Origin of the sequence: Cognatishimia coralii, from assembly GCF_037478305.1 — a bacterium.
Classification (GTDB): Bacteria; Pseudomonadota; Alphaproteobacteria; order Rhodobacterales; family Rhodobacteraceae; genus Cognatishimia; species Cognatishimia coralii.
In genome coordinates, this window is sequence record NZ_JBBGAZ010000001.1 from 646,357 (window position 1) to 672,461 (window position 26,105).

Here is a 26,105-nt window from a genome sequence, read left to right on the forward strand (position 1 = left end):
GGCTTAAGTCTCCTTCGCAGGAATGAGGTTTTTAGGGGCGCGGGGTAGAGAGATGCGGAACACCGTCTTGCCTGGCACAGAATCCACCGAGATCCAGCCCCCGTGATCAGAGATAATTTTACTCACCAACGCGAGGCCAAGCCCCGTACCGTTTTCACGCCCCGAGACAAAGGGATCAAAGATGTCGCCTTTGATGTCCTGAGGCAATCCAGGGCCATCATCGATGACCTCGATTTGGAGCGGCAGCGACTGGCCCGAGCCGTCATTGCGCCGCAATCTAAAGCTATGTTCAAAGTAAGACCGCAAGCGAATTGTGCCTGACTTTCCAGCGGCTTCTGAGGCGTTTTTCAACAGGTTCAAAATGACCTGAAGCAATTGATCGCTGTCGCCCAAAGCAAAAGGAAGCGAGGGGTCGTACTCTTCCTTGATGGTCATATGCGCGCCAAACCCCAAGAGCGCAGACCGGCGCGCGCGGTCCAGAACGTCGTGGATATTCACCGCCGTATGGGCGGGTGGTTGTAGGTTGCCGAACTGCTCGACCTGCTCCAGCAGCTTCACAATCCGGCGGCTTTCCTCGACGATCAGATCGGTCAGTTCCAGATCCTCTGGCTTGAGGTTCATCGACAAAAGTTGAGCCGCTCCGGTGATCCCCGCCAGCGGGTTTTTGATCTCATGCGCCAGCATTTCCGCCATGCCGATGGCGGATTTGGCAGCGTTCTTCACGCTTTCGGAGATCGAGACACGGCTTGCCAGTTCCTGAGGCTCAAACAGGAACAACATGTCTCCGTCAGAGCCCTGAACTGGGGCGATTTGCAGGTTGCATTGCATGGGAGGCGCGTTGCCGGTGCCTACGTCCGCGTCATTCACAAACAGCGAGGAATTCTGCTTGCGGGCCCGTGCAAAGGCCTGCTCTAGCGGCGCGTCAATTGCGATGCGATCCCAGACCGGGGTGCCTTTAATCGACTTCGCAGAGGCATTCAGGAACACTTCGGCCACCCCATTGATATCCTGAATACAATCCTCCTTGTCGACCATAATCGCGGGGATCGGAAGCGAGGCCCAGAGCGCTGAATCTGACATCATGCCGCGCTCCTTTCAGGACCCGCGCCCAAGGCGTCGGGCAAAAGCCGCAGCACCTCGGCCGGTGTTTTCGCCGTCAAAACGGCTGTGCGCAACGGCTTGTCGCAGCCTGCTTCGTCCATGTACCATCCCAAATGTTTGCGCGCGACTTTGACGCCCAAAGGCGTGCCGTAGAAACTGAGAATCGCGTCGTAATGCTCTGATACCATTTGAATAAATTCATCAGCGCTGGGGATTTCCGGCATCGCCGTGCCATAGATTTCTGACGCAACCACCGCAGGCAGCCAAGGTCTCCCCTGCACGCCGCGCCCCAACATCACACCATCCGCGCCGGACTGACGCAAGGCTTCTTTGGCCGTCACTGTGTCCACAATATCGCCATTCGCAATGACTGGAATGTCGACGGCCTCTTTGACCTTAGAAATCGCGCCCCAATCCGCCGCGCCCTTATAGAACTGGCAGCGCGTGCGCCCGTGGATCGTCACCATCTGGATGCCAACCGCCTCGGCCCGCGCCACCAGCTCGGGCGCATTCAGCATGTCATCATCCCAGCCCAAACGGGTTTTGAGCGTCACCGGCACATCCACGGCCTCAACCACCGCCTCGATCAAGGAAATCGCCAGGTCCGGTTCGCGCATCAGCGCCGAGCCCGAGGCGCCTGCCCCACTGGTGCTTGTCACCTTCTTGGCGGGACAGCCCATATTGATGTCAATGATCCGCGCGCCATTGGCTTCGGCCATTTTAGCAGCCTCAGCCATCCAATAGGCCTCACAGCCCGCGATCTGCACAGAGGTGCCCGCAACGCCAAACCCAAGCTCGGCCTTTTCCCGCACGCCTGGTTTCGCGTTAATCAAATCCTGAGACGCGATCATTTCAGACACAACCAACCCCGCGCCAAAGCGCGCAACCAACTCCCGAAACGGCAGATCGGTGATTCCAGCCAACGGCGCCAAAAAGACCGGCGGATCCAGAATTATGTCGTTGAGTCGAATGCTCACATGCGTATTCCTTGTGCAGCGCCTTGAAATTATTCGGAAACACCGCGCTCGACAATGAATCGCACCGGAATTTCGGCTCCAATTTAAGCATGTGCCTATTTTTCAAGCAACACACCTAGGTCGATTGCGCAAAGCCTGTTCTGGACATAGACAGGCCCTATGAGTGAGCAGCACCAGAAAACAATTGCCCTTATCGTCGCCGCAGGCCGCGGCACACGCGCCGGAGGGGCTTTACCCAAACAATGGCAGCCTCTGGCGGGTCGCCGCGTGGCGGACTGGGCACTCAAGGCTTTCCGAAACCACCCAAAGGTGGACGAGAGTCTGCTGGTCGTACACCCTGATGATGCACAGTTTTATGACAGTCTGGACGTGAAAACCGTGCATGGCGGCGCGACACGGGATGCATCGGTGCGCGCGGGGCTTGAGGCCTTGGTCGGGACGGGCGCAACCCATGTCCTGATTCACGATGTGGCGCGCGCAACGGTGCCGGAGCATGTGATTGCAGGCGTGATCGACGCCCTGAAAACTAGCAAAGCCGCGGCCCCTGCTTTAGCGGTCTCGGATGCGCTTTGGCGGGGCGAAGACGCTCAGGTCACAGGGACGCAGGATCGCGCGGATCTTTACCGCGCGCAAACCCCGCAAGGGTTTGATTTTGAAACCATTCTGGCCGCGCATCGTTCTTTTGACGGCCAAGCGGCTGATGATGTTGAAGTCGCACGCGCGGCAGGCGTAAACGTCACGATCACCGAAGGCGACGAGGCCAATCTGAAAATCACAACGCCCGGGGATTTCGCCCGCGCGGAACGCATTTTGCGAGGGACTATGGATATTCGACTGGGCAACGGCTTTGACGTGCATGCCTTTGAAGAAGGCGATCATGTCGTGCTCTGCGGGGTCACGATCCCGCATGACAAAGCGCTCAAGGGGCATTCGGATGCGGACGTGGGCATGCATGCAGTCACCGACGCGATTTATGGCGCGCTGGCGGAAGGTGACATCGGGCGGCATTTCCCCCCAAGCGAGATGGAATGGAAGGACGCCGACAGCGCGATTTTCCTGAAACATGCGGTGGATCTGGCAGCGTCCAAAGGGTTCACTATCAGCAATATTGATTGCACCCTGATCTGCGAGCGCCCCAAGATCGGGCCGAATGCCGCTAAGATGATCTCGCGTATGGCAGAGCTGATGGGTATGGACGAAGACCGGGTCAGCATCAAAGCCACCACAAGCGAGCGCTTGGGCTTTACAGGCCGCGAAGAAGGTATCGCAGCCCTCGCCACCGCAACTTTGGTGAAATCATGAGCAAATTCATCGCGACTGTCTTTTACGTCGGCTACCTGCGCCCTGCCCCCGGCACTTGGGGCTCTTTAGCGGGGGTCTTATTCGCTCTTTTCATCCAGATCTTTGGCGGCTTTCCGACTTTGGTCGCTGCCACTGTCATTGTATTCCTCATCGGCTGGTGGGCCACCGCGGCCATGACGCGCGGCAGTGACAACCATGACCCCAGCGAAGTCGTTGTCGACGAAGTCGTCGGCCAATGGATCGCGCTATTTGTCGTAAGCTACGGTACTTGGAAAATGGGCCTACCTGCCCTCGCGATGTATCCCGGCTGGATCGCGGGCTTTTTCTTCTTCCGCCTCTTTGACATCTGGAAGCCCTCTATTGTCGGCTGGGCCGACCGTCGCGGCGACGCCTTGGGCGTGATGTTGGATGACGTCTTTGCGGGTGTTTTCGCGGCCATCGCGGTCACCATATTGGGTGGGTTCTATCACATGGTGATCCTGTGACACTCGCCGAAGACCTCTTAGAGATCGCCAAAGCCAAAGGCGTGGTCATCGCGACAGCCGAAAGCTGCACTGGCGGGATGGTCTCGGCAGCGATCACTGACGTCGCGGGATCTTCGGCGATCCTTGATCGGGGATTTGTCACCTACACCAATGACGCGAAAATCCAGATGCTGGGCGTATCCCCCGCAACCCTTGACGCCCACGGCGCAGTATCTGAGCCGGTCGCGCGCGAAATGGCCGAGGGCGCGGTTGCGCGTAGCAATGCCACCATCGCCGTCTCGATCACCGGGATCGCAGGCCCCGGTGGATCCGAGTTTAAACCCGAAGGTCGCGTCTGTTTTGGCATCACTTCGAAAACCGAAACCATCACAGAAACGGTGGAATTTGGGGCAATCGGGCGAAAAAATGTGCGAGATTCGGCCAGAAATCACGCCTTGCGCCTGCTAATCACCGCCTCATCTCAATTTTGATTATTTTTTAGCCGTTAGCGGTATTTTTTAGCATATTTTTTAATCATGCCGCAAAACGCATATAAAATAGACACCGCAAACAAAACTGCCGCTTTGTTTTGCACCCCTCATCCGCTTTGACCCCCTGCAACGGTTCTTAAGAAGATAAGGGGAAGATCATGAACGGAGCGGATACCGCCTGGATCATCGTCGCCACGGCGCTCGTGCTGATGATGACACTGCCGGGGCTGGCACTTTTTTACGGAGGCCTCGTGCGCGCGCGCAACGTCCTCAGCGTCTTTATGCATTGCTATGCGATTGCCTGCTTGATGAGCGTTCTGTGGCTCGTCTTTGGCTATTCCATCGCCTTTGGCGGCGGCACGTCGGGATACTGGGGCGGTCTGGACAAGATGTTCCTGTCGGGTGTCACCACAGATAGCCTGTCAGGCACGCTACCCGAGGTTCTTTTCTTTGCCTTCCAGATGACCTTTGCAATCATCACACCGGCCTTGATCGTCGGTGCTTATGTGGAACGCATCGGCTTTGGCTTTGTGCTGCTGTTTTCTGCGCTGTGGATGCTGATTTGCTACGCGCCTGTAGTGCACTGGGTCTGGGGCGGCGGCTTCCTCGCGGATGGCGGCATCTTTGGCGACAGCGGCGTGCGTGATTTCGCAGGCGGCATCGTAGTGCACGAGACCGCGGGTATCGCGGCGCTGGTCATTGCAGTCCTGCTGGGCGCACGCAAGAACAGCACCACGCCTCCGCATGCCCCTTGGATGGTCATGGTCGGCGCAGCACTTCTGTGGGTCGGCTGGTTCGGTTTCAACGGCGGCTCTCAGCTGGCGGCAGATGGCGGCGCGGCGATGGCTCTGACCGTCACCCATATCTCTGCAGCCACCGCGTCCCTGACCTGGGCCCTGTGGGAAAAGTTCAAATACGGCAAGGCCTCTTTGGTGGGTCTGGTCACCGGTACCATCGCAGGTCTGGCGTCGATCACACCTGCCTCAGGCTTCGTCGGCCCGGTTGAAGCGCTGATCATCGGTGCGGTTGCAGGCGTTCTCTGCCAAGAGGCCGTGAACGTGATCCGCAACATGCTGAAGATCGACGACACGCTCGATGTCTTCGCGGTTCACGGCGTGGGCGGCATCTTTGGCACCATCATGATCGCGGTCTTCGGCCAAGCGTCTTTCGCAGCACAGCTCGGCTCCCTGGCAATCGTCGGTGTGTTCACTCTGGTCGTGACCTTCGTGCTGGTGAAAGTCGTCGGCATGATCACACCGCTGCGCGTGGATGAGGACACCGAGACCACCGGTCTGGACCTGACTGTGCACGGCGAACGCGCTTACGACGTCAGCTCGTAAGGTTACCAGAAAACTAAAATCGGGCGCTCTCCCGAGCGCCCTTTTTTATGCGTAAAGCTCGGCCGCGCGATTTTCAAAGGCGCGCACGATACGGTTCATGGCCTCATTGAACACGACGCCGATAACGCCCTGCAGGATCGCGTTTTTGAACTCGAAATCGACAAAGAAATCGACTTCACATCCACCCTCTACGTCTTTGAATTTCCACGTAGACTTGAGGTATTTGAACGGCCCATCCAGATATTCCGTATCGATGGATTTCTCGCCCTCAAAGAGCTTCACCCGAGACCCGAATTTCTCTCGAAACACTTTGAACGAGATCACCAGATCCGCGAGCATCACCTCTGCAGCACCCTCAGGTACACGCGAGCGAATGCGCGCAGCCGCGCACCAGGGCAGAAACTGCGGATAGGACGCCACATCTGCCACCAGTGCATACATCTGCGTCGCCGTATAGGGCAGCACTCGAGTTTCGGAATGGCGTGGCATTTTCGTTCTTTGACCGCTCGGTTGTCCTTGATCCTTCGCGCCCATTTCGTATGGTTGGCGCGGAAATTCAAGGGGGCAGCATGACACAGCCAGCTTATGTGATCGACAAAATGATCTCGGCCAAAAGCATCGACGCGCGGATTGAAGAGCTTTGCAGCGAAATCCGGCGGGAGTTTGCGGACACAGACAAGCTGGTTGTTGTGGGGCTGTTACGCGGCTCATTCGTCTTTATCGCCGATCTTGTGCGCGAACTGGACTTGCCGGTCGAAGTCGACTTCCTTGAGGCGTCTTCCTACGGCGACGCGATGGAGAGCAGCCGCGAGGTGCGGATCCTCAAAGATCTGCGTGGCGAAATCGAAGGCCGGGATGTGTTGGTGGTCGAGGATATCGTCGACACGGGGCACACATTGCACCATGTGTCTCGCTTCCTGCAAAACAGATCCCCGCGCAAAATGAAGACCATTGCGCTGTTGGACAAACCCAGCCGTCGCGAAGCCGATGTGCGCGCCGATTGGGTGGGCTTTGAGATCCCTGACGAGTTCGTCGTCGGCTATGGCATTGATTACGCTCAAAGAAACCGAAACCTGCCTTTTATCGGCAAAGTGCGTTTCGTCGAGGAATAGGCGGAGTTCACGACATCGTGAAGCCAATTTCGGGTCGTCCTTCCCAAAACGCGCTCAGCGTTGCTACACTCATGGAAAGTAGATTTACCAGCAGGAGTGTTACACCATGGCCAAGAAACTACTCACCACCCTTACATTGATGGCCTCAATGACAGCCGGCGCAGCCTTTGCCGGCGGGCATATCGAGGGCGCAATAAAGGCCCGGCAAGGTCAGATGCAGCTATATGCGCATTACCTTGGCATCCTTGGCGGCATGGCACGCGGCAATGCGGATTATGACGCGGCTGCAGCGCAGGCCGCAGCGGACAACTTGCTGGCGGTGGCCTCTCTGAACGCGGGTTCTCTCTGGCCACAGGGCTCCGATATGGACAGTGCGGAAGGTACCCGCGCGAAGGCGGCGATCTGGGAGAACTTCCCTGATGTGGGCGCGAAATCCATGGCGTTGACCAGTGCCGCAGCCAATATGGCGACGGCAGCAGGCACCGACCTTGACGCCCTGCGCGCCGCGATGGGCGATCTGGGCGGCACTTGTGGTGCATGTCACAAGGCCTATCGGGGTCGCTAATCCCCTATGGGACGTTTTATCCGTTTGATCTTTGTGCTGGCCCTTCTTGGGCTGGCCGTTTTCTTTTTCGTGACGCGACCCGGACAGGTCGATAGCGCGAGCTTTGACGGTCTAACGCCGGATCCGGTACATGGCAAAGACGTGTTTCACGCCGCAGGCTGTGCATCCTGTCACGTCGCTCCAAAGGCCGAGATCGGCGACGCTCCGGTCTTGGCAGGCGGTCAGGCCTTTCTTTCGGATTTCGGGACCTTCTATGCGCCCAATATCTCTCCCGATCCAGTGGCGGGGATTGGCGGCTGGAGCACGGTTGAATTTCCAATGCGGTTCAGAAAGGCGTAAGCCCTGCGGGGAAACACTATTATCCCGCGTTTCCCTATGTGTCCTACGCCAAGATCACGCCGCAGGATTTGGTGGATCTGAAGGCCTTTATGGACACCCTACCCGCCTCTAGCGAAGCGAACCTGCCGCATGATGTGGGGTTCCCTTTCAGCTATCGGCGCGCGTTGGGCGGATGGAAACTGCTCTTTGGCGGCAGCGACTGGGTTGTGACGGATGTTTCGACATCAGAGCTTGATCGCGGACGCTATCTGGTCGAAGTCCTGGGACATTGCGGCGAATGCCATACACCGCGCAACGCATTGGGTGGCCTGGATCGCGCGGCATGGCTGACCGGGTCAGTGTTGCCGGGCGAAGGTAAAGTACCGGGTATTACACCGTCTGAGCTTGATTGGAGCCCGGAGGACATCGCCTATTATCTGGAAAGCGGCTTTACGCCCAGTTTTGACAGCGCCGGCGGCGCAATGGCGCATGTGGTTGAAAACATGTCGAAACTACCGGCAGAGGACCGCAATGCGATTGCGGCTTATGTGGCGTCTTTGCCTTAAATGAACTCGCCGGAGGCTCGGGGTGGAGCCTCCGGCGGGGAAATTTCAGCAAGAGAAAAACTTAGGCGCGCGCGAGTTTCGCGAGGCGGTTGTCGCGCAGGCGGACAAAGTCATCGCCTGCGTGATAAGAGCTTCGGGTCAGAGGTGTGGCAGAGACCATGAGGAAGCCTTTGCCATAGGCGGCTTTCTCGTATTGCTCAAATTCTTCCGGCGTTACGAAACGATCCACCGCGTGGTGTTTCGGCGTTGGTTGCAGATACTGGCCAATGGTCAAGAAATCGATGTCGGCAGCGCGCATGTCTTCCATGACTTGCATCACGGCCTGACGGTCTTCGCCAAGGCCAACCATGATGCCCGATTTGGTGAAAATCTCTGGATCCAGTTCTTTGACGCGCTGCAACAGACGTAGGGAATGGAAATAGCGCGCGCCTGGGCGAACCTCTGGGTAGAGACCCGGAACGGTTTCAAGATTGTGGTTGAATACGTCAGGTTTCGCGTCGGTCACGATTTTCAGCACCGAGGGATCACAGCGGATGAAGTCCGGTGTCAGGATTTCAATCGTGGTGCCCGGGCTGCGGTGACGGATCGCACGGATGGTTTGGGCGAAATGCTCGGCCCCGCCGTCTTCGATGTCGTCGCGATCCACCGAGGTGATGACCACGTGGTTGAGGCCCAGTTTCTGGACCGCATCGGCCACTCGGCCCGGTTCAAAAGGGTCCAGATCCTCTGGTGGCTTGCCGGTCGCGATATTGCAGAAGGTGCAGGCGCGGGTGCAGACCTCGCCCATGATCATCATGGTCGCGTGACCCTGAGACCAGCATTCGCCCGCGTTTGGACAGGCGGCCTCTTCGCAGACCGTCGCGAGGTTGTGCTCGCGCATGATCTTTTTGGTCGCGTTATAGCCCTCGCCTGTTGGCGCTTTGACGCGGATCCATTTGGGTTTCTTCGGCTGGGCATTGTCCGGCCGATGGGCTTTTTCAGGATGGCGCTGCTCTGGGATCTTCAGGTCTCTCACGCGGCTCTCCTCTGCACTCGTTCAAGCTTTGGAACTGCTAACATAGCTCTAGATTTACGCAAGGGCCAGTCATGCAGGGCAGCTATGCGTTTTGCGCCCACCTGCCTAAGCAGAAGGCAAAGGCGTTTTGCGGCCCCGTCGCCGACACGCAAGCTGTTGAAGCCCTTCGGGAATCGCCTTATGCCGCAGCGCAGAACTATCCTATCCCACAGAGGCTCCTTATGTTTGCAGGACAAAAACTCCCCAATGTCACCTTCCGCACGCGCGTTCGCGACGACAGCATCGAAGGTCCAAACCCCTTCCGCTGGCAGGACATGACCACCGCAGATTACTTTGAAGGCAAGCGCGTTGTGCTGTTTTCCCTGCCGGGTGCGTTCACCCCGACATGCTCGACCTATCAGTTGCCAGGCTTTGAGAACGGCTTTGGTGATTTCGCGGCCGAAGGCATCGATGCAATCTATTGCATGTCTGTGAACGACTCTTTCGTGATGAACAAATGGGCCGAAGCGCAGGGCATCAAGAACGTTGGCGTGATCCCTGATGGCTCTGGTGAATTCACCCGCAAGGTCGGCATGCTGGTGGACAAAGACAACCTCGGGTTCGGCATGCGCTCCTGGCGCTATGCGGCTGTCATCGACAATGGCGTTGTTGAGGCCTTCTTTGAAGAGCCAGGTCGCGACGACAACCACCCAGAGGATCCTTATGGCGAAAGCGCGCCAGAGAATGTTCTGAGCTATCTTAAGAACAAGGTCGACACTGTCGCCGCTTAAGCCTCTGTGAAAATGACGAAAAACGGCCCGCGACTATCGCGGGCCGTTTTTCGTTACCAGATCAGGTCGCCGACTTCTGGATCGCAATTGCGGTAATGTTCGGCAAGCCTTGTCAAGGCGATCCGCAGAACCACTTTGCCCGACCGCGCAGGCCATCCGAGGTGTTTCTCTGTCGCCTCCATACCGTCCATATGACAGCAGCACCTGAGGACCACATCCGACAACCCATCGCCCAAAGTCTCAAGCGCGGCGGTCACCCGGGCTCGCGCTGTCGCTGGCCCGCTTGCCGGAGACCTTGAGGACTTGACGGTTTGCGTTGGTGCTAGGAAATGGGACCAATCCTGCGCTAGCCCCGGCTCCAGATGCGCCAGTTCGAAGTCCTCGCGCAACCGCTCCCCTGCCCGCACCAGCTCACGCGACAGGTACGGTGTGCCATCCTTGTCACGGCGACGGGCCAGCACAGCCATCGGGCCCTCAGAGCTGTGAAAGCGGACACGGCCGACTTGGCGAGCCTGAGGTTGAGTTTCAAACTTGGCCTGTGCCTCTTGAAACCCCGTTGCAGAATTTTCGCGCCGCGCCACGAGCCTCTGCAAGGCTGCCCTTCCTTGCGGCGTGATCACATAGCGCGCCACCCGCCCGCCGGACTTGCAGGAAATCCAATCCTTGAGCGCCATGGCCTCGGCTACCGCGCGGTCCGTGACTGCTGTGCGCTCACTTTGCCCGTTCAATCCCTCGCGCATGACCACGGCCTTATCAAGATCCTGTGCAACCGCAAGAATAGCGCCTGAGTGACTGAGCCCCGTCAGGACCTCAAGGGCCGCTGCATCCAAGGTTTCGTCGCTGGCTGGGGGATCGACTGCATGACCATCCATCCCAATTGTCTCCGTCGCTGAGAGGGGCGGTTTGGTCGGAGACACGCGGGCGCTGAGTGCAGCCAAAGCGGCATCGATCAAGGGATCGTCACGACGGGATTCAACCCGCCTGATCTGACGCATGATGGTCGACGCATGGCATTTGGAATGTCGCGCAAGCTCTCGAATAGAAACACCTTTTTCCGTATGGGCCAAGTAGCGCACCGCATAGGGTGGCACCCAGGTGGGAATGCTGTTCAGGTTGTGGTCTCTGGTCCTCTCCGACATGTGAAATACCCCACGGAAGGTACACAATACTGCCCTTTTTATCCGCGTTATTGTCCCCGGATTTATCCACACGCTAGGCAGCATTGGTTACCGACGCGTTAAAATATGCGTGCGGATCCGATGATTGTTTCCATTTGGTAAACAGTGCCTGAGGTGCCCGCACGGTGCTTTACGTCCACGCAACACCCCATTGGGCTGTGGCACGCTTGGCTGCGATTCCAGAAAAAGGGGACAGAGTCATGGATATCTTGCAGCGCATGAACCGCCTTAAGCGCCCACCAATCCTGGTGCGCGCGGCCAAAGAAGGCGCTCTCAGCTATCGGCGCGACACACATCTAAAACGCTATTTCGGAGAGGTTCCTCCGATGCACAGCAAGGACCTTTTGGGACGTCTTTTGCATCTTGAGGATCAAAGCAACGATCAAAGACTGGCAGAAACGGCTGACTATTCCGTCTCGCGCCACGTGGACATTTTGATCGCAGTCATAGGCGAAGCGCAGATTTTCCGCGCCTCGCAGTCGTAAATTGCGCCCTTAGATAAAGGCGTCTGGCATGGACGCCTTTTTCTCGGCAACATAGGCGTTGAGCGCCTCTTCGATGGCCGGATCAATCGCCGGTTTCTGGTAGTTGTCCAGCAGGGTCTTAACGCGATTGGCCGCAAGGGTTTGCGTATCGCGCGCGCCCTCTTCTTCCCAGGTTTCAAACGGCTTGTAGTCCAGGAGTTCAGAGCGCCAGAAAGCCGATTTAAAGTTCGCTTGCGTATGGGCACAGCCCAGATAATGCCCGCCTGGTCCGACTTCGCGGATCGCGTCCATCCCCTGGCCGTTCGTGTCAATCGCAACGCCTTCGGCCATTTTCTGCAGGATGCCGAGCTGGTCTGCGTCCATCACAAACTTCTCGAAAGACGACACCAGTCCGCCCTCAAGCCAGCCACAGCTGTGCAGCATAAAGTTCACGCCACCAAGAAGCGCCGCATTGTGCGTGTGTGCGGTTTCATAGGCCGCCTGCGCATCTGGCAGTTTGGAGCCACAGAGACCGCCACCCGAGCGGAACGGCAGCCCCATGCGACGGGCCAGTTGACCTGCGCCATAGAGGATCTGGCTCGCTTCGGGCGTGCCGAAGGTCGGTGCACCAGAGCCCATGTCGATCGAAGTCACGAAGGCGCCAAAGATGACCGGCGCACCTTTGCGGATGAGCTGGCTATAGGCGATGCCCGCGAGGACTTCGGCCATGACCTGCGTCAGGGTTCCTGCGACGGACACAGGCGCCATTGCACCGCCCACGATGAAGGGCGACACGATGCAGGCTTGGTTGTTCTTGGCATAAACCTCAAGCGCGCCCATCATCACATCGTCAAATGTCATCGGCGAGTTGATGTTGATGAGCGAGGTCATCACGGTGTTGTCTTGGACGAAATCCTTGCCAAAGAGGATGCCCGCCATGTCGACAGAATCTTGTGCGCGGCTTGGTTCGGTCACAGAGCCCATGAACGGCTTGTCGCTCAGCGTCATATGCGCAAGCAGCATGTCCAGGTGACGTTTATTCACCGGAATATCGGTTGGTTCGCAGACCGTACCGCCCGAGTGGTGCAGGTATTTGGACATATAGCCCAGCTTCACGAATTTCTGGAAATCATCCATGGTCGCATAGCGGCGCCCACCATCCACATCACGCACGAACGGAGGGCCATAGACCGGCGCACAGACCAGAGAGTTGCCGCCAATAACAACGGATTTTTCCGGGTTGCGGGCGTGTTGGGTGATTGTGGACGGTGCGGTCTTGCAAAGCTCACGTGCCAGACCGCGCGGAATGCGAACGCGCTCGCCTTCTACGGTGGCGCCCGCCTCTTTCCAGCGCTCAAGGGCGGCTGGGTTGTCTACAAAGTTAACACCGACCTCTTCGAGGATGGTTTCGGCATTGGTCTCGATGATCTCGAGCGCCTCTTCGGTGAGGATCTCAAACAGCGGGATATTGCGTTCGATATACTTCGCGGTTTCGATCTTGATCGACCCACGTTCTGCACGGCGGGCTGCGCCCCCGCCTCCACGGCTACGACGACGAGATGTTGCTTCGGCCATATTGTTCCTCACCCTCAGGCGTTAAAAGTTGATCTTATCTAGCCCGCCCCCATTTGTCGCCACCGAGGGATTGCGGCTATTTGCCGAAAAAAGCGACATTTGACGCGCGGATTTGTCGCCTTTAGGGGCTTTGCCCCTCGCGCCCTAGAGCGCTCACCCCAGAGTATTTGCGGCAAGATGAAAGCGGCTTGCGATTTTTGGGGTTTTGGCATATCCGCCCCCCCATGACAGAGACATCCCACGACCGCCTGCTTATTATCGACTTTGGTAGCCAAGTGACGCAGCTCATTGCCCGTCGCTTGCGCGAGCTGAATGTTTATTGTGAAATCCACCCTTACCAGAATGTGACCATGGAAATGGTGCGCGAGATGGCACCCAAAGCTGTGATCTTTTCCGGTGGGCCTGATAGTGTGACGCGAGAGGGATCTCCACGGGCGCCGCAGGAGATTTTCGATCTGGGCGTTCCGATTTTGGGCATCTGTTATGGCCAGCAGGTGATGATGCATCAACTCGGTGGCAAGGTTGAATCGGGCCATGGCACGGCAGAGTTCGGTCGCGCCTTTGTGACGCCTCAAAACGAGCTGTCGATTTTGGAAGGTTGGTTCACCGAAGGTGACGAGCAAGCCTGGATGAGCCACGGCGACCATGTCTCTGAGATCGCTGAGGGTTTTGAGGTTTACGGCACATCCCCGAATGCGCCTTATGCGATCACGGCGGATGTCTCTCGAAACTTCTACGCGGTGCAGTTTCACCCCGAGGTGCATCACACGCCGCGTGGTGCGAAGCTGTATGAGAACTTCGTCAAACTGGCGGGTTTCTCCGGCGATTGGACCATGGGTGCCTATCGCGAAATCATGGTCGAGAAGATCCGTGAGCAAGTTGGTGATAAAAAGGTCATCTGTGCGTTGTCCGGTGGTGTCGACAGTTCGGTTGCTGCGGCCTTGATCCATGAGGCGATCGGAGATCAGTTGACCTGTGTCTTTGTGGACCACGGGTTGCTGCGCAAGAACGAAGCAGATGAAGTCGTCGGCATGTTCCGCGACAATATGAACCTGCAGGTGATCCACGCGGATGAAACGGAACTGTTCCTTGGCGAATTGGAAGGCCAGTCGGATCCGGAAACCAAACGCAAGATCATCGGGAAACTCTTTATCGACGTGTTCCAGAAATACGCGGATCAGATCGAAGGCGCTGAATTCCTTGCGCAAGGCACGCTCTACCCCGATGTGATTGAATCCGTGAGCTTTTCCGGCGGACCTTCGGTGACCATTAAATCTCACCACAACGTTGGCGGCTTGCCTGAGAAGATGGGCCTGAAGCTGGTTGAGCCTCTGCGTGAGCTCTTCAAAGACGAGGTCCGCGCCTTGGGTCGAGAGCTGGGTCTGCCTGCGTCTTTCATTGGCCGTCACCCCTTCCCCGGGCCGGGTTTGGCGATCCGTTGTCCCGGCGAAATCACCCGCGAGAAACTCGAGATCCTGCGCGAGGCGGATGCGATCTATATCGATCAGATCCGCAAACATGGTCTGTATGATGAGATCTGGCAGGCCTTCGTGGCGATCCTGCCCGTGCGCACAGTGGGTGTTATGGGTGATGGCCGCACATATGACTACGCCTGCGCGCTGCGTGCCGTGACCTCGGTGGATGGTATGACTGCGGATTACTACCCGTTCAGCCATGAATTCCTTGGCGAAACCGCGACGCGGATCATCAACGAAGTCAAAGGCATCAACCGCTGCACCTATGACATCACCTCCAAGCCTCCGGGCACGATTGAATGGGAATAAAGCGCGCGTTTTTCAAGCTGTTGCGCCTTGGGGTGGTTGTCTATGCAGCCACCCTTTTTGCAGTCATTGGGTGGAGTTTTTTGTGGCCACGCAGTGAATTAGCGCAGGTGTCTCATGTTGAAGCCATCGTCTGCTTGGGTGCGGGCCATTATGATGACGGGCGGATCGGGCGAAAATCTGAACAACGTGCCAAGACCTGCGCGGATCTTCATCTTTTGCAGCCGGAAACACCGATTGTCTTCACCGGCATCAGTGCGGTGAACAAAACAGTTGCCGAGATGATGGCAGAAGTCGCGCGAGAAAGTGGCGTGCCCAATCAATACATCGTCGAAGAAAATAAAGCGCGCTCGACGCTACAAAACGCTCTCTTTTCGCTCCCTTACCTTGACGCAACAGCTCCAGTCGCCCTTGTCACCGACAGCTTCCATCTGCCACGCAGCTATGTGAGTTTTCGCTGGGCCGGATATGAAGATCTTAGGTTGATCGCGGCCCAATCGCGCCAAGGCGAACGCTGGATATGGCCAGGGCCGAAATCTTTGTTGTCTGAACCACTAAAGATCTATTTCAACCTGCTCCGCGGCGGCCTCTGGACCCTCGCCAATCGTTTTGGCGTAGAAAACACCGCCTGGCTTATGTAGCCTGAAGCCAAAAGCGCAGGACATCTCATGAGCAGCCCAACCCAGCCCCATATCGTGGTTACCGGTGCCAATGGATTTATCGGCACGCATGTCATGCACGCTTTGGCCCATGCCGGAGAATATCCGGTGGGCCTGTGCCGTAGGCCAACAAAGGGCCTCGTTCATGGGTTCGATCTGGAAAACCCGGGCGATTATGCGCAAGTTTTGAAAGGCGCCAAAGCCGTCGTGCATTGCGCCGCGCGTGTGCATGGGCGCGAGGACAAAGCCACCGAGCTTGCCGACCACATGAAAGCCAATCGCGATGGCACAGCCGATCTTGTTGCGCAAGCTGAGGCCGCTGGGGTTGAGACGTTTATCTTTCTTTCGACCGTCGCGGTCTATGGGGTGAACGCAAGCAGCACAGTGCTGGATCTGGACCACCCAACAGCGCCAAACACAGCCTATGGCAAAGCCAAGCTAGAGGCCGAAGATTCTGTTCTCAAAAGCAAAATGCGCGTGGTGATCCTGCGTGTGCCGCAGGTCTATGGCCCACATGGACCCGGCCTTTGGGGGCGCATGTTGCGCATGGCCAATTCTCCATATCCACTGCCCATGGGATTTGTCCGCAACCAGCGCAGCATGATTGCCGTCCAAAATCTGGCCGATTTGATCCGTCATTGTGTTCAGTCCGCCGATGTGCCGTCTTTGATCCTTGCGACAGATCACGCCGATATCAGCACCACCGACATGATGCGTCACCTGCGAAAAGCCTTTGGACGCGCGCCGCGTCTCTTCCCTGCTCCGCTGCCTATTCTGTGGCTGGGGGCCAAGGCCATGCGGCGCTCTTATCTTTATGACACCTACTACCGATCCCTAAGGTTCACCCCGACAGACTGCGGCTGGACCCCGCCCCTAAGCCCGGCTGACGCTTTGGCAGCCTGCGCACCAAAACGGTAATTTTACTTTCCAATTGCCACGGAACCAGACACAGTCTGCCCCAGACCGGAGGACATTATGGTTCGCACCACTCTCGCAGCGCTTTTAATGGCCAGCCCCTTGGCGGCAGAGGATTTCATTTGTTCAGGCACAGCGCCAGATTGGTCTTTGACGATCACTGGGTCAGAGGCGATCTTTGACTATCAGCGCAAGAACAGCTTTCAGATCCCCGATACGGCCCGTGCCGAAGGCCAAGACTGGCCCCGCGCCAAACCCTTGATCGGGGATTTTGACACGGCGGTTGTGATCCTGGATCGGGACACCTGTGAAACCGGGCCGATTTCGGTGGACATCCTCACGCAACGAGGTCAAACACCCATCCTCTTAACCGGTTGCTGCGAGATCAAAGAATGAGTGATAGCCTTAAAGGCGTTTTGTGGATGCTGGGTTCTGTGCTGTCCTTCACAGCCATGGCCATCGCAGGCCGCGCCGTGAGCACCGAACTTGATACATTCGAGATCATGCTGTTCAGAAGCCTCTTAGGCGTGACAATCATCAGCCTGATCCTGACCAAAACCAAATCCTGGGACCAGATCACGGGCCGTGACTTTCACCTGCACTTGGGTCGCAACATCGCGCATTTCACGGGTCAGAACCTGTGGTTCTTTGCCCTTGCCTCAATCCCCCTCGCACAAGTCTTTGCACTTGAATTCACAACACCGATTTGGGTGATCCTTTTGGCACCGATTTTCTTGAAAGAACGGTGGAGCCTTTCGACCCTACTTTGTGCGGCACTTGGATTTCTGGGCATCCTCGCCATTGCCCGCCCCGGCGTGATCCCCATGGGGGTCGGCTTTATCACTGCAGCCTGCTCGGCCATTGGCTTTGCGATCACAATGCTCTTCACCAAGCATCTGACGAAGCGCAATTCAACCATCACAATCCTGTTTTATCTGACCTCTATGCAGGCTGTCTTTGGCCTGATCTGCGCAGGATATGACGGAGACATCACCCTCCCGTCGCTGTCATCTCTGCCCTATGTCATCCTGATCGGCCTCACTGGATTGACCGCGCATTGGAGCATAACCAGCGCGTTGCAACTCGCTCCGCCCTCTTTGGTTGCGCCTGTCGATTTCATTCGGCTGCCTTTGATAGCTGTCGTAGGGGCAGTTTTTTATGGGGAATCCGTCGACAATTGGTTAATTTTGGGGGCTTCGTTGATTTTGGCAGGCAATTACGCGAACATACTGTTGCAATTGCGCGCCACTCGGACTTCGGCGTCATAAATTCGACACAACTTGACGTAGTGTCAGCCGTTGACCGAAAAATAATGTTTTCCGTACCTTAGGCGCAGGGAAATTAAAATGCGCTTAGGGAGGCGTACAATGATCAAAAAACTTACAGGCGCATTGTCGCTGACGTTGATGGCGACGACAGCCATGGCGGGTGGTGTTGAACGGTCCAATCAATCTGTTTCCGCCATTTTTGCCGATGGCAACAATATCACATTTTCATTTGGTGTGGTTCAACCGACTGTGACTGGCTCTGTTGGTGGCGGTGCAGTAAGCAGTGGCGATATGGCCCCGGACTATTCGCAGTTTAGCATGTCCGCGAAAATGGACCTTAGCGAAAACGTTAGTTTCACCCTTAATCAATGATCAGCCTTACGGTGCAAATGTGGACTACAGCGGGTCAGGTGCTGCCTATCCACTGCGTAACGCAGGCGCGAGCACTGTAACAAATGCTACCGTGGACTCCAATTCGATCACTGGTATTCTCCGCTACTCTCTTGATAGTGGCGTAAGTGTATACGGTGGTTTGCGCTATACATCGATCGATACGCAAGCGACGGTTGCGAATGGCCTGTTCTCTTACGTGCTAAACAGTGCGGAAGGCAATGGGACTGGGTATCTAGCTGGTGTTGCTTACGAGATACCAGAAATCGCCCTGCGAGTTGCTCTTACTTACAACTCATCTATCGACATGACTATGACGACTCTGGAAGCAGGTGTTGTCAACGGCTCAACCAATATCTCGACACCTCAGTCGCTTCACCTTGAAGCGCAAAGCGGTATCGCGGAAGATACACTGTTGTTTGGTAGTGTGCGCTGGGTGGATTGGTCCTCGTTTTCGTTCTCGCCACCAAACTATCCTGTTAATCCACTTCTTTCCTATTCGAGAGATTCTTACACATACACACTCGGCGTAGGGCGTCGGATTAACGACGAATGGTCGGCATCAGCGACAGTGAGCCATGAATCTGCAAGCGGCCAGCCAGCGACGGACCTTGCACCTACAGATGGCCGCACTGGTTTGACGCTTGGCGTTCGCTATGAACAAGACGGTTACACAATTTCCGGCGGTGTAAACTACACTTGGTTGGGCGACACGACGACTGCAGCACCAATTGGAGCAAGCTTCGCTGACAACCATGTCTTGGGTGCGGGAATTAGCGTTGGTGTGAACTTCTAAACTCGCTTCAAAAAACAAAACACAAACCCCGCCCATCTCGGCGGGGTTTTTTCATTTCACCATTTGACGCCCTGCCCGCACACAGCTACCTAATTCCAAACAGCAATTCGAGCCGGGCCATGATCTATCAATCCGCTTCCGACTGGCGCAATGCGCCGCATAAACGCGTCACGCTTTTCGCGATGTCAGGCCTGGGCAAGACCTATGTCTCAAACCTCATGCGCGCGACAGGTGACTGGTTTCACTATTCCGTCGATTACCGCATCGGCACGCGCTACATGGGCGAAGCCATTGTGGATCACGCGAAATCCGAAGCCATGAAGGTCCCGTATCTGCGCGAGCTTTTGCTGAGCGACAGCATCTATATCGGCAACAACATCACCTTTGAGAACCTCGCGCCGCTTTCGGCCTATCTGGGCAAACCCGGAGACCCCGCGAAAGGCGGCGTGCCCTTTGATGAATATATGCGCCGCCAAGAGCTGCACCGCGGCTCCGAGGTGGCCGCGACGCTCGATACCGCGCATTTCATCAAGCGCGCGCAGGAGCTATATGGCTATGGCAATTTCATCTGCGACACGTCCGGCTCGATCTGTGAGGTCGTAGAGCCAGAGAACCCTGACGACCCGGTTCTTAAGGCTCTGTCAGAGCAGACGCTGCTGGTTTGGATCAAGGGCTCTGATGCCCATACCCAAGAGCTGGTCAAACGCTTTGATCGCGCGCCTAAGCCTATGTATTACCAGCCGAAGTTCCTGCAATCGGCATGGTCGGAATACCTTGCTGAACAGGGTTGCGATGAGGATGCTGTGGACCCGAACGCCTTCGTGCGCTGGACCTACGCTCGCGCCCTCGCCGCACGCCAGCCGCGCTATGAGGCCATGTCGAAATGGGGCATCACGCTGGCTGGCGAAGATGTCGCAAAGGTCAAATCTGCTGCCGACTTCGAAGCGCTCATCGAAGAGACCCTTGAGCAAGCCTAATCTCTGCCTTACATAGGGTCATCCAAGATATAGGAATTTTGTCCAATGCCCATCAAACTGCCCTCTCACCTGCCTGCCTTTGACGTGCTCTCGCGCGAAGGCGTGATGGTGATGTCCGAGCGGCAGGCGGCACGACAAGACATCCGCCCTCTGCGCATCGGCCTCTTGAACCTGATGCCGAAAAAGATCCAGACCGAGAACCAATTCGCCCGTCTGATCGGCGCGACTCCGTTGCAGATTGAGTTTTCCTTGATCCGCATGAGCGAGCATCAGACCAAAAACACCGCCGCCGCCCATATGGAAGAATTCTATCGCCCGTTTTCCGAGGTGAAGGCGACTGGTGAGAAATTTGACGGTTTGATCATCACAGGCGCGCCGATTGAACATCTGCCGTTTGAGGAGGTCACCTATTGGGACGAGCTCTGCGAGGTCTTTGACTGGACACAGACCCATGTGCATTCGACCTTGGGCGTCTGCTGGGGCGGCATGGCAATGATTTACTATTTCCACGGTGTGCAAAAACACATCCTGGACGCCAAGGCCTTTGGCTGTTTCCGGCAAAAGAACCTGGCCCCTACCAGCCATTATTTACGCGGTTTTTCAGATGATTGCGTCATTCCGGTCAGCCGCTGGACCGAGATGAAGCAGGATGAGATCGACACGGTCGACGGGCTACAGACGCTCTTGGGCAACGAGGACACGGGGCCATGTCTGGTTGAGGACAAGGCCAAGCGTGGCCTCTATATCTTCAACCATTTCGAGTATGACTCAGGCACGCTGAAGCAGGAATACGACCGAGACATCGAGTCCGGTACGCCGATCAACGTACCAATCAATTACTACCCTGACGATGACCCCAGTCAGGATCCAATGAATCGTTGGCGCAGCCATGCACATTTGCTCTATGGAAATTGGGTTTCTGAACTATATGAAACCACACCATTTGACATTTCCAAGATCGGAGAGAAGAGCACCGATCTAAGGGGGTAATATGCGCATCCTTTTGATCCTCGCGATCCTGATTTTGGGGCTGGCCGCCCTGACCGTCTGGCGCGCCGCGCGCAATGAGGCACAGGCCCGTATTGATACCCCGCCATTGGGTGAGATCATCGAGGTCGAAGGTCACGACGTGCACGCTCTGGTCAAAGGCAGCGGGCCTGATCTGGTGCTGATCCACGGCTCCTCAGGCAATATCCGCGACTTCACCCATTCGCTGGTCGATCAGTTGACGGATCGCTACCGTGTGATCGTGCTGGATCGTCCCGGTCTTGGGTATAGCGAGGCTGTGAACCCAAAGGGCGACACGATCTTTGAACAGGCCGCGATCCTGCAGAAAGCCGCCGCACAGTTGGGGGCCGACAAACCCATCGTCGTGGGTCAAAGTTATGGTGGTACAGTGGCTTTGGCCTGGTCTGCGGACCATCCGGACGCGCTCTCTGCCCTTGTGACCCTTGCCGCCCCTGCCGAGCCTTGGGACACGCCGCTTGCAGGGCTTTATGAAATCAATTCAAACCCTTGGCTCAGCTGGGCGGTCTTGCCCGTGATCTCGGCTTGGGTGCCCAACAGCCATGTCCAGAACGTGCTAACCGAGGTTTTCGCCCCTCAGCCAGTGCCTGAGGGATACCTTAGCCATTTTGGCAGAATGACCCTGAGCCGCGGTTCGCAAAAGGCCACCGCCCTGCAGCGCAAACGGTTCCTGGACGAGGTGCGCGCCTTGAAACCCCGCTATGGTCAAATCACTGTGCCGACAGAAGTCCTTCACGGCGATGCGGATGATACGGTCAATATCGACCTGCACACGCCGTCTTTGCTGAACGCAATCGACGGGGCGCAACTCACCACTCTGCCCGGCATCGGCCATATGCCCCAGCACGTCGCGCAAGAGGCTGTTTTGGACGCAATCGACCGCGCCGCGACACGCGCCGCATTGCGCTAAGCGCTTGGGATCGCCATATTAATCAAAATGGAGAGATCTCATGCAGCTGCCCTTTGACGGTGCCATCAGCGCCTATCACACCGACCTCGCACCTCAAGAGCTGCGCGATGCCATTGCGCAGGCGGGCAAGAAAGACATCGTGGACACAGGCTATCCCCACGCCGAACGTATGGGCCGCAAGGCCTATGAGGCCCAGTATGACGCGCTTCAGATCGAGCTGGTGAAATTGCAAGCCTGGGCCAAGGAAAGCGGCGCACGGATTGCGATTGTCTTTGAGGGCCGTGATGCAGCGGGCAAAGGCGGCACCATCAAACGGTTTCGCGAAAACCTCAACGCACGGGGCGCGCGCGTGGTGGCGCTCTCCAAACCGACCGAACGCGAACAGGGTCAATGGTATTTCCAGCGTTATATCAAACACTTGCCCACCTCTGGCGAAATCGTATTTTTTGATCGCAGCTGGTACAATCGCGGCGTTGTGGAAAAGGTATTTGGCTTTTGCACGGATGAGCAACGCGAACATTTCTTCACGCAAGTGAACGACTTTGAAAAGATGCTCGAAGACGAAGGCATTATCCTTGTTAAGTTCTGGCTCAACGTGGGCCGTGCCGAACAACTGCGCCGGTTCCTGTCACGCGAGAGCGATCCGCTGAAACAATGGAAACTCAGCTGGATCGACGTCGAAGGCCTTAAGAAATGGGACGACTATACGGCCGCGATTGGAGAGACCCTGACCCGCTCTGACAGCGCCCCTGCCCCCTGGACCGTCATCCGGTCAGACGACAAGCGTCGCGCGCGGCTGGCCGCGATCAGGCATGTGCTAAGCCAGATCGATTATGATCGCAAAGACACCGCCGCAATTGGCGCGCAGGACGATAAAATCTGCGGAGGCATCGACATCTGGAATGCCTAAACGCGGCTATCATCACGGCAACCTGCGCCAAGCGCTGGTTGAGGCGGCCTTGCAGCTGATCGAGGCCAAGGGTCCGACCGGTTTCACCCTGTCTGAGGCTGCGAAAACCGCAGGCGTGACCCCGGCCGCGGTCTATCGGCACTTCGAAGGCCGCGACGATCTGATCGCGGAAGCCGCCCGCCAAGGCTATGAAATCTTTGCAGATTTGATGCAATACGCCTACGACAAGGGCCAGCCCTCGGCGCTTTCGTCTTTTGAGGCAACAGGCCGCGCTTATCTTGCCTTTGCCCGTCGCTATCCCGGCCACTACATCGCGATGTTTGAAAGCGGAATTTCGGTCAACCGGACGCCGGAACTCGCGGCAGTGGCACAGCGCGCACGCGGAGTGATGGAAAAAGCCGCCGCCGATCTCTCCGAGCACATCCCTCCGGAAAAACGCCCGCCGCCCAGCATGTTTTCCGCCCATATCTGGGCCATGAGCCACGGGGTTGTGGAACTCTTCGCCCGAAACTCCCCCGGCACCCAAAGCCCCTTTGCGCCTGAGGACCTGCTGGAAAGCGGCATTGGCGTCTATTTGCGTGGACTTGGATTGATTAAGCCCGACACCTAGATTTTCTCTTGCTGAAAATATCCTGGGGGTCTGGGGGCAAGCCCCCAGCCAAAACATCCATCACCCAAAACAAAAAGGGCCGCCCGAAGGCAGCCCTTTCCGCAAATATCGACCCAGGCGATTAACGCTTGGAGAACTGGAAGGAACGACGCGCTTTGCGCTTACCGAACTTCTTACGTTCAACAACACGAGAGTCACGTGTCAGGAAGCCAGCGGCTTTCAGAGCACCACGCAGGGACGGTTCATAAAGCTGCAGAGCTTTGGAAATACCGTGCTTCACCGCACCCGCTTGGCCGGACAGACCGCCGCCCTTAACAGTTGCGTAAACGTCAAACTCGCCTTCAACGCCAGCAACAGTGAACGGCTGAGCCAGGATCATCTGCAGCACAGGGCGTGCGAAGTATTCGTTCATTGGCTTGCCGTTGACTTCGACCTTGCCGGAACCTGGCTTGATCCAAACGCGGGCAACCGCATCTTTGCGTTTGCCGGTCGCATAAGAACGGCCCAGCTCGTCACGAACAGGCTCACGTGGGGCCAGCTCGACCACAGCAGCCTCTTCGCCGGCTACGGCGTTCAGCTCTTCGAGGGAATTCACTTGATCAGTCATGATTAGCTCCGGGTGTTCTTGGAGTTCATGGATTTCACATCCAGCACTTCTGGCGCTTGCGCCTCATGTGGGTGCTCGGAGCCAGCATAGACACGCAGGTTGGTCATGATCTGGCGGGACAGACGGTTGCCCGGCAGCATGCGCTTGACCGCTGCGGTCACAACGCGCTCTGGGTACTTGCCTTCCAGCAGCTCGCCCGCAGTACGGGACTTGATGCCGCCTGGGTGGCCAGTGTGCCAGTAATAGTTCTTGTCCGTGCGTTTCTTGCCGGTCATCTGAACTTTTTCAGCGTTGATGATGATGACGTTGTCGCCGCAATCCATATGCGGAGTGAAAGACGCCTTGTGCTTGCCGCGCAGGCGCATAGCAACGATCGACGCCAAACGGCCCAGCACCACGCCCTCGGCGTCGATGATGATCCACTTCTTGTCGATGTCTGCTGGAGTAGCAGAGAAGGTTTTCATGTGGTTCTACCTGATATTTGGTAGCAGCGCCGAACGGGTCCGACGCGCTTGTTAAGCGATGGGCGGGTTATAAAGGGTGGAAATACACAGTCAAGCGCACAAGTCGCGAAATAAATAAGCGATTTCAATGTCTTATAAAATAGGTATTATTTTACCCCATCAGACATCGACCGAATTGGGCGGATTTTCCAGCATTTCGGACATACGACGCAGCGCGCGTTCAAATTCCGCCTGTGGAATCTGTGGGTTTATCCCAATGCGCACGGCATTTGGCGCCTGCCCGTCTTGTAAGGCAAACTCATCCGCAGACTTGATCCCGATCTTTTCAGCGGCGCAGGCAGCCGTAAATGTCGACCCCCTCCAGCCCTGCGGCAAACGCAACCAGATAAACGGCACCTCCTTGCGCCAACGAATGTCCCATTTGCCCAGAATATTAACGGCGATCTTCACCAGTTCTTCCGTTTTGGCCGAGGTCAGGCGTCGCAACCGCTCGGCCTCGCCTGACGTGAGCAGTTCGGTGCACAGATCCAAAATCGGCGTCGGAAGACCATAAAAAGTGCTCTGCGCCACTTGCCGCGCGACCGAGGCCTTGCCCGTCGCGCAGGCCACATAGCCAAAGCGCACTGCTGCCGAGACCGATTTGGTCAGCGACGACACATACCAGGCCCGCTCTGGGACAATCGCGCGATAGGTCGGGCGGTCTGTGCGACAGACACAATAGCAATCGTCTTCGATGATTTGCAACTGATACCGCCGCGCGATCTCTGCGATCTCTTGGCGGCGGGTTTCGGACGCGCGGATGGTGGTGGGGCTATGAGTTTCTGCGACGGTCACGAGCGCCTGACCACCGTGCTGACGCAACGCCTCTTCCAGCAGATCAGGGCGCATCCCGTCTTGATCCATCTTTACGCCCACAGCCTGCGCCCGCAATAGTCGCGCCGCATGGCGGATACCTGGGTAGCCCAGATCTTCGGTCAGGATCACAGGGTTCGGGCCATAAAGACAGGCCTGCAACGTCATAATGACAGAATGCTGCGCACCAAGCCCCAAGACGATGTCGTCCGCTGACAAACGCCCGACCCGATCCGGGCCAATCCAATCAACCACCGCCTGTCGCGCAGCCAAATCGCTATCCGGTGTCGGGCAATCCACATAGTTCTGCCCGATCTCTCCGCCCAACTGCCGCATGATCTGTCGGATTGACGCATCTTGTCCGACCTCAGGCACTTTGACGCCGCGCATATTGAGGTCGGTGTCTTGGTAGACCGACACCAAGGACTCCTCGACCACAGGCTCCGCGCGTTCGCCTTCGGACACAAACGTACCCCGCCCGACGGTGGTTTCCACGAGCCCCTCTTCGACAGCCATCTTATAGGCACGCGCCACGGTGCCCGGCGTAATCCCAAGTTGCCAGGCCAATTCGCGCACCGGTGGCAGCTTGAACCCAACCGACAATTCCCCGGATCGTACCGCTGCGCGCAGGGATTGTATTAGTACAATGTACTTAGATTCCGAAATATTCGCGAAATCTGGCGGCCAAATTGTATCAGTCAC

At 57.0% G+C, this 26,105-nt stretch carries 29 protein-coding genes and 1 pseudogene; 21 read left to right on the forward strand and 9 right to left on the reverse strand.

Annotation, left to right across the window (positions count from 1 at the left end; translation table 11 throughout):
* Positions 1 to 3: 3 nt before the first annotated feature.
* Positions 4 to 1,083 carry a two-component system sensor histidine kinase NtrB gene (locus tag WG622_RS03305; protein ID WP_339402275.1) on the reverse strand — a complete coding sequence of 360 codons (1,080 nt, stop codon included), beginning with the start codon at positions 1,081 to 1,083 and terminating at the stop codon, positions 4 to 6.
* A complete protein-coding gene (gene dusB, locus WG622_RS03310) occupies positions 1,080 to 2,078 on the reverse strand; it encodes a tRNA dihydrouridine synthase DusB (RefSeq protein WP_438838871.1) in 999 nt (332 codons plus the stop codon). Before dusB ends, WG622_RS03305 begins: the two co-directional genes overlap by 4 nt.
* Positions 2,079 to 2,237: 159 nt before the next feature.
* On the opposite strand from dusB, the gene WG622_RS03315 reads away from it, so the two are divergent.
* The 4 genes from WG622_RS03315 (at position 2,238) to WG622_RS03330 (ending at position 5,675) form a co-directional block, all read left to right on the forward strand.
* A complete protein-coding gene (locus WG622_RS03315; RefSeq protein WP_339402276.1) occupies positions 2,238 to 3,380 on the forward strand; it encodes a bifunctional 2-C-methyl-D-erythritol 4-phosphate cytidylyltransferase/2-C-methyl-D-erythritol 2,4-cyclodiphosphate synthase in 1,143 nt (380 codons plus the stop codon).
* The gene (locus tag WG622_RS03320; RefSeq protein WP_339402277.1) at positions 3,377 to 3,865 is read left to right on the forward strand and encodes a phosphatidylglycerophosphatase A family protein; all 489 of its coding nucleotides are present in this window, start codon (positions 3,377 to 3,379) and stop codon (positions 3,863 to 3,865) included. The genes WG622_RS03315 and WG622_RS03320 overlap by 4 nt, the downstream gene beginning before the upstream one ends.
* On the forward strand, positions 3,862 to 4,335 hold the full coding sequence (locus WG622_RS03325; protein WP_339402278.1) for a CinA family protein: 474 nt from the start codon (positions 3,862 to 3,864) through the stop codon (positions 4,333 to 4,335). Before WG622_RS03320 ends, WG622_RS03325 begins: the two co-directional genes overlap by 4 nt.
* Before the next feature lie 158 nt (positions 4,336 to 4,493).
* Positions 4,494 to 5,675 (forward strand): ammonium transporter, encoded by a 1,182-nt coding sequence (locus WG622_RS03330; RefSeq protein WP_339402279.1) that lies wholly within the window; start codon positions 4,494 to 4,496, stop codon positions 5,673 to 5,675.
* Positions 5,676 to 5,720: 45 nt separating this feature from the next.
* On the opposite strand, the gene WG622_RS03335 is transcribed toward WG622_RS03330, so the two are convergent.
* Complete coding sequence (locus WG622_RS03335) at positions 5,721 to 6,164, reverse strand: type II toxin-antitoxin system RatA family toxin (RefSeq protein WP_339402280.1); 444 nt, start codon at positions 6,162 to 6,164, stop codon at positions 5,721 to 5,723.
* An 80-nt stretch (positions 6,165 to 6,244) separates the two neighbouring features.
* Here WG622_RS03335 and hpt point away from each other — a divergent pair, with 80 nt between their 5' ends.
* From hpt to WG622_RS03350, 3 genes and pseudogenes are all read left to right on the forward strand, one after another.
* Positions 6,245 to 6,787 (forward strand): hypoxanthine phosphoribosyltransferase, encoded by a 543-nt coding sequence (gene hpt / locus WG622_RS03340; protein ID WP_209356470.1) that lies wholly within the window; start codon positions 6,245 to 6,247, stop codon positions 6,785 to 6,787.
* 106 nt (positions 6,788 to 6,893) lie between these two features.
* The gene (locus tag WG622_RS03345; RefSeq protein ID WP_339402281.1) at positions 6,894 to 7,352 is read left to right on the forward strand and encodes a c-type cytochrome; all 459 of its coding nucleotides are present in this window, start codon (positions 6,894 to 6,896) and stop codon (positions 7,350 to 7,352) included.
* A gap of 6 nt (positions 7,353 to 7,358) precedes the next feature.
* Positions 7,359 to 8,236: pseudogene (locus tag WG622_RS03350) on the forward strand (c-type cytochrome).
* Positions 8,237 to 8,297: 61 nt separating this feature from the next.
* Here WG622_RS03350 and lipA read toward each other — a convergent pair.
* On the reverse strand, positions 8,298 to 9,251 hold the full coding sequence (gene lipA, locus WG622_RS03355) for a lipoyl synthase (RefSeq protein WP_339402282.1): 954 nt from the start codon (positions 9,249 to 9,251) through the stop codon (positions 8,298 to 8,300).
* A 221-nt stretch (positions 9,252 to 9,472) separates the two neighbouring features.
* Between lipA and WG622_RS03360 the strand changes: the two genes are divergently transcribed.
* Complete coding sequence (locus WG622_RS03360) at positions 9,473 to 10,021, forward strand: peroxiredoxin (RefSeq protein WP_339402686.1); 549 nt, start codon at positions 9,473 to 9,475, stop codon at positions 10,019 to 10,021.
* Between the two features lie 53 nt (positions 10,022 to 10,074).
* On the opposite strand, the gene WG622_RS03365 is transcribed toward WG622_RS03360, so the two are convergent.
* On the reverse strand, positions 10,075 to 11,160 hold the full coding sequence (locus tag WG622_RS03365; RefSeq protein ID WP_339402283.1) for a DUF6456 domain-containing protein: 1,086 nt from the start codon (positions 11,158 to 11,160) through the stop codon (positions 10,075 to 10,077).
* Between the two features lie 239 nt (positions 11,161 to 11,399).
* Between WG622_RS03365 and WG622_RS03370 the strand changes: the two genes are divergently transcribed.
* Positions 11,400 to 11,684, forward strand: a complete 285-nt coding sequence (locus tag WG622_RS03370; protein ID WP_339402284.1) for a DUF6477 family protein — start codon at positions 11,400 to 11,402, stop codon at positions 11,682 to 11,684.
* A 9-nt stretch (positions 11,685 to 11,693) separates the two neighbouring features.
* Here WG622_RS03370 and WG622_RS03375 read toward each other — a convergent pair whose 3' ends face one another.
* Positions 11,694 to 13,238, reverse strand: a complete 1,545-nt coding sequence (locus WG622_RS03375) for a trimethylamine methyltransferase family protein (protein ID WP_339402285.1) — start codon at positions 13,236 to 13,238, stop codon at positions 11,694 to 11,696.
* Positions 13,239 to 13,462: 224 nt separating this feature from the next.
* Here WG622_RS03375 and guaA point away from each other — a divergent pair, with 224 nt between their 5' ends.
* The 12 genes from guaA to WG622_RS03435 all read left to right on the forward strand — a co-directional run bounded on the left by guaA (position 13,463) and on the right by WG622_RS03435 (position 23,480).
* Positions 13,463 to 15,022, forward strand: a complete 1,560-nt coding sequence (gene guaA, locus WG622_RS03380; RefSeq protein WP_339402286.1) for a glutamine-hydrolyzing GMP synthase — start codon at positions 13,463 to 13,465, stop codon at positions 15,020 to 15,022.
* Positions 15,013 to 15,660: a YdcF family protein gene (locus tag WG622_RS03385; RefSeq protein WP_339402287.1), complete on the forward strand. Its 648-nt coding sequence runs from the start codon at positions 15,013 to 15,015 to the stop codon at positions 15,658 to 15,660. The genes guaA and WG622_RS03385 overlap by 10 nt, the downstream gene beginning before the upstream one ends.
* Before the next feature lie 27 nt (positions 15,661 to 15,687).
* Entirely contained in the window at positions 15,688 to 16,596 is a 909-nt protein-coding gene (locus tag WG622_RS03390; RefSeq protein ID WP_339402288.1) for an NAD-dependent epimerase/dehydratase family protein, read from the forward strand.
* 57 nt (positions 16,597 to 16,653) lie between these two features.
* Positions 16,654 to 16,989 (forward strand): hypothetical protein, encoded by a 336-nt coding sequence (locus WG622_RS03395; RefSeq protein ID WP_339402289.1) that lies wholly within the window; start codon positions 16,654 to 16,656, stop codon positions 16,987 to 16,989.
* The gene (locus tag WG622_RS03400; RefSeq protein ID WP_339402290.1) at positions 16,986 to 17,861 is read left to right on the forward strand and encodes a DMT family transporter; all 876 of its coding nucleotides are present in this window, start codon (positions 16,986 to 16,988) and stop codon (positions 17,859 to 17,861) included. The genes WG622_RS03395 and WG622_RS03400 overlap by 4 nt, the downstream gene beginning before the upstream one ends.
* A gap of 99 nt (positions 17,862 to 17,960) precedes the next feature.
* The gene (locus WG622_RS03405; RefSeq protein WP_339402292.1) at positions 17,961 to 18,233 is read left to right on the forward strand and encodes a hypothetical protein; all 273 of its coding nucleotides are present in this window, start codon (positions 17,961 to 17,963) and stop codon (positions 18,231 to 18,233) included.
* A gap of 91 nt (positions 18,234 to 18,324) precedes the next feature.
* On the forward strand, positions 18,325 to 19,047 hold the full coding sequence (locus tag WG622_RS03410; RefSeq protein ID WP_339402293.1) for an outer membrane protein transport protein: 723 nt from the start codon (positions 18,325 to 18,327) through the stop codon (positions 19,045 to 19,047).
* Positions 19,048 to 19,166: 119 nt separating this feature from the next.
* Positions 19,167 to 20,024 carry an ATPase gene (locus WG622_RS03415; protein WP_339402294.1) on the forward strand — a complete coding sequence of 286 codons (858 nt, stop codon included), beginning with the start codon at positions 19,167 to 19,169 and terminating at the stop codon, positions 20,022 to 20,024.
* Between the two features lie 45 nt (positions 20,025 to 20,069).
* On the forward strand, positions 20,070 to 21,014 hold the full coding sequence (gene metA / locus WG622_RS03420) for a homoserine O-acetyltransferase MetA (protein WP_339402295.1): 945 nt from the start codon (positions 20,070 to 20,072) through the stop codon (positions 21,012 to 21,014).
* A gap of 1 nt (position 21,015) precedes the next feature.
* Positions 21,016 to 21,960, forward strand: a complete 945-nt coding sequence (locus WG622_RS03425) for an alpha/beta fold hydrolase (RefSeq protein ID WP_339402296.1) — start codon at positions 21,016 to 21,018, stop codon at positions 21,958 to 21,960.
* A 40-nt stretch (positions 21,961 to 22,000) separates the two neighbouring features.
* Entirely contained in the window at positions 22,001 to 22,870 is an 870-nt protein-coding gene (gene ppk2, locus WG622_RS03430) for a polyphosphate kinase 2 (protein WP_339402297.1), read from the forward strand.
* Positions 22,863 to 23,480 carry a TetR/AcrR family transcriptional regulator gene (locus tag WG622_RS03435; RefSeq protein ID WP_339402298.1) on the forward strand — a complete coding sequence of 206 codons (618 nt, stop codon included), beginning with the start codon at positions 22,863 to 22,865 and terminating at the stop codon, positions 23,478 to 23,480. The genes ppk2 and WG622_RS03435 overlap by 8 nt, the downstream gene beginning before the upstream one ends.
* A 121-nt stretch (positions 23,481 to 23,601) precedes the next feature.
* Here WG622_RS03435 and rpsI read toward each other — a convergent pair whose 3' ends face one another.
* The 3 genes from rpsI to WG622_RS03450 all read right to left on the reverse strand — a co-directional run bounded on the left by rpsI (position 23,602) and on the right by WG622_RS03450 (position 26,105).
* Complete coding sequence (gene rpsI, locus WG622_RS03440) at positions 23,602 to 24,087, reverse strand: 30S ribosomal protein S9 (protein ID WP_209356489.1); 486 nt, start codon at positions 24,085 to 24,087, stop codon at positions 23,602 to 23,604.
* Positions 24,088 to 24,089: 2 nt separating this feature from the next.
* The gene (gene rplM, locus WG622_RS03445; protein WP_339402299.1) at positions 24,090 to 24,551 is read right to left on the reverse strand and encodes a 50S ribosomal protein L13; all 462 of its coding nucleotides are present in this window, start codon (positions 24,549 to 24,551) and stop codon (positions 24,090 to 24,092) included.
* A gap of 159 nt (positions 24,552 to 24,710) precedes the next feature.
* Positions 24,711 to 26,105 (reverse strand): aminotransferase-like domain-containing protein, encoded by a 1,395-nt coding sequence (locus tag WG622_RS03450; RefSeq protein ID WP_245168687.1) that lies wholly within the window; start codon positions 26,103 to 26,105, stop codon positions 24,711 to 24,713.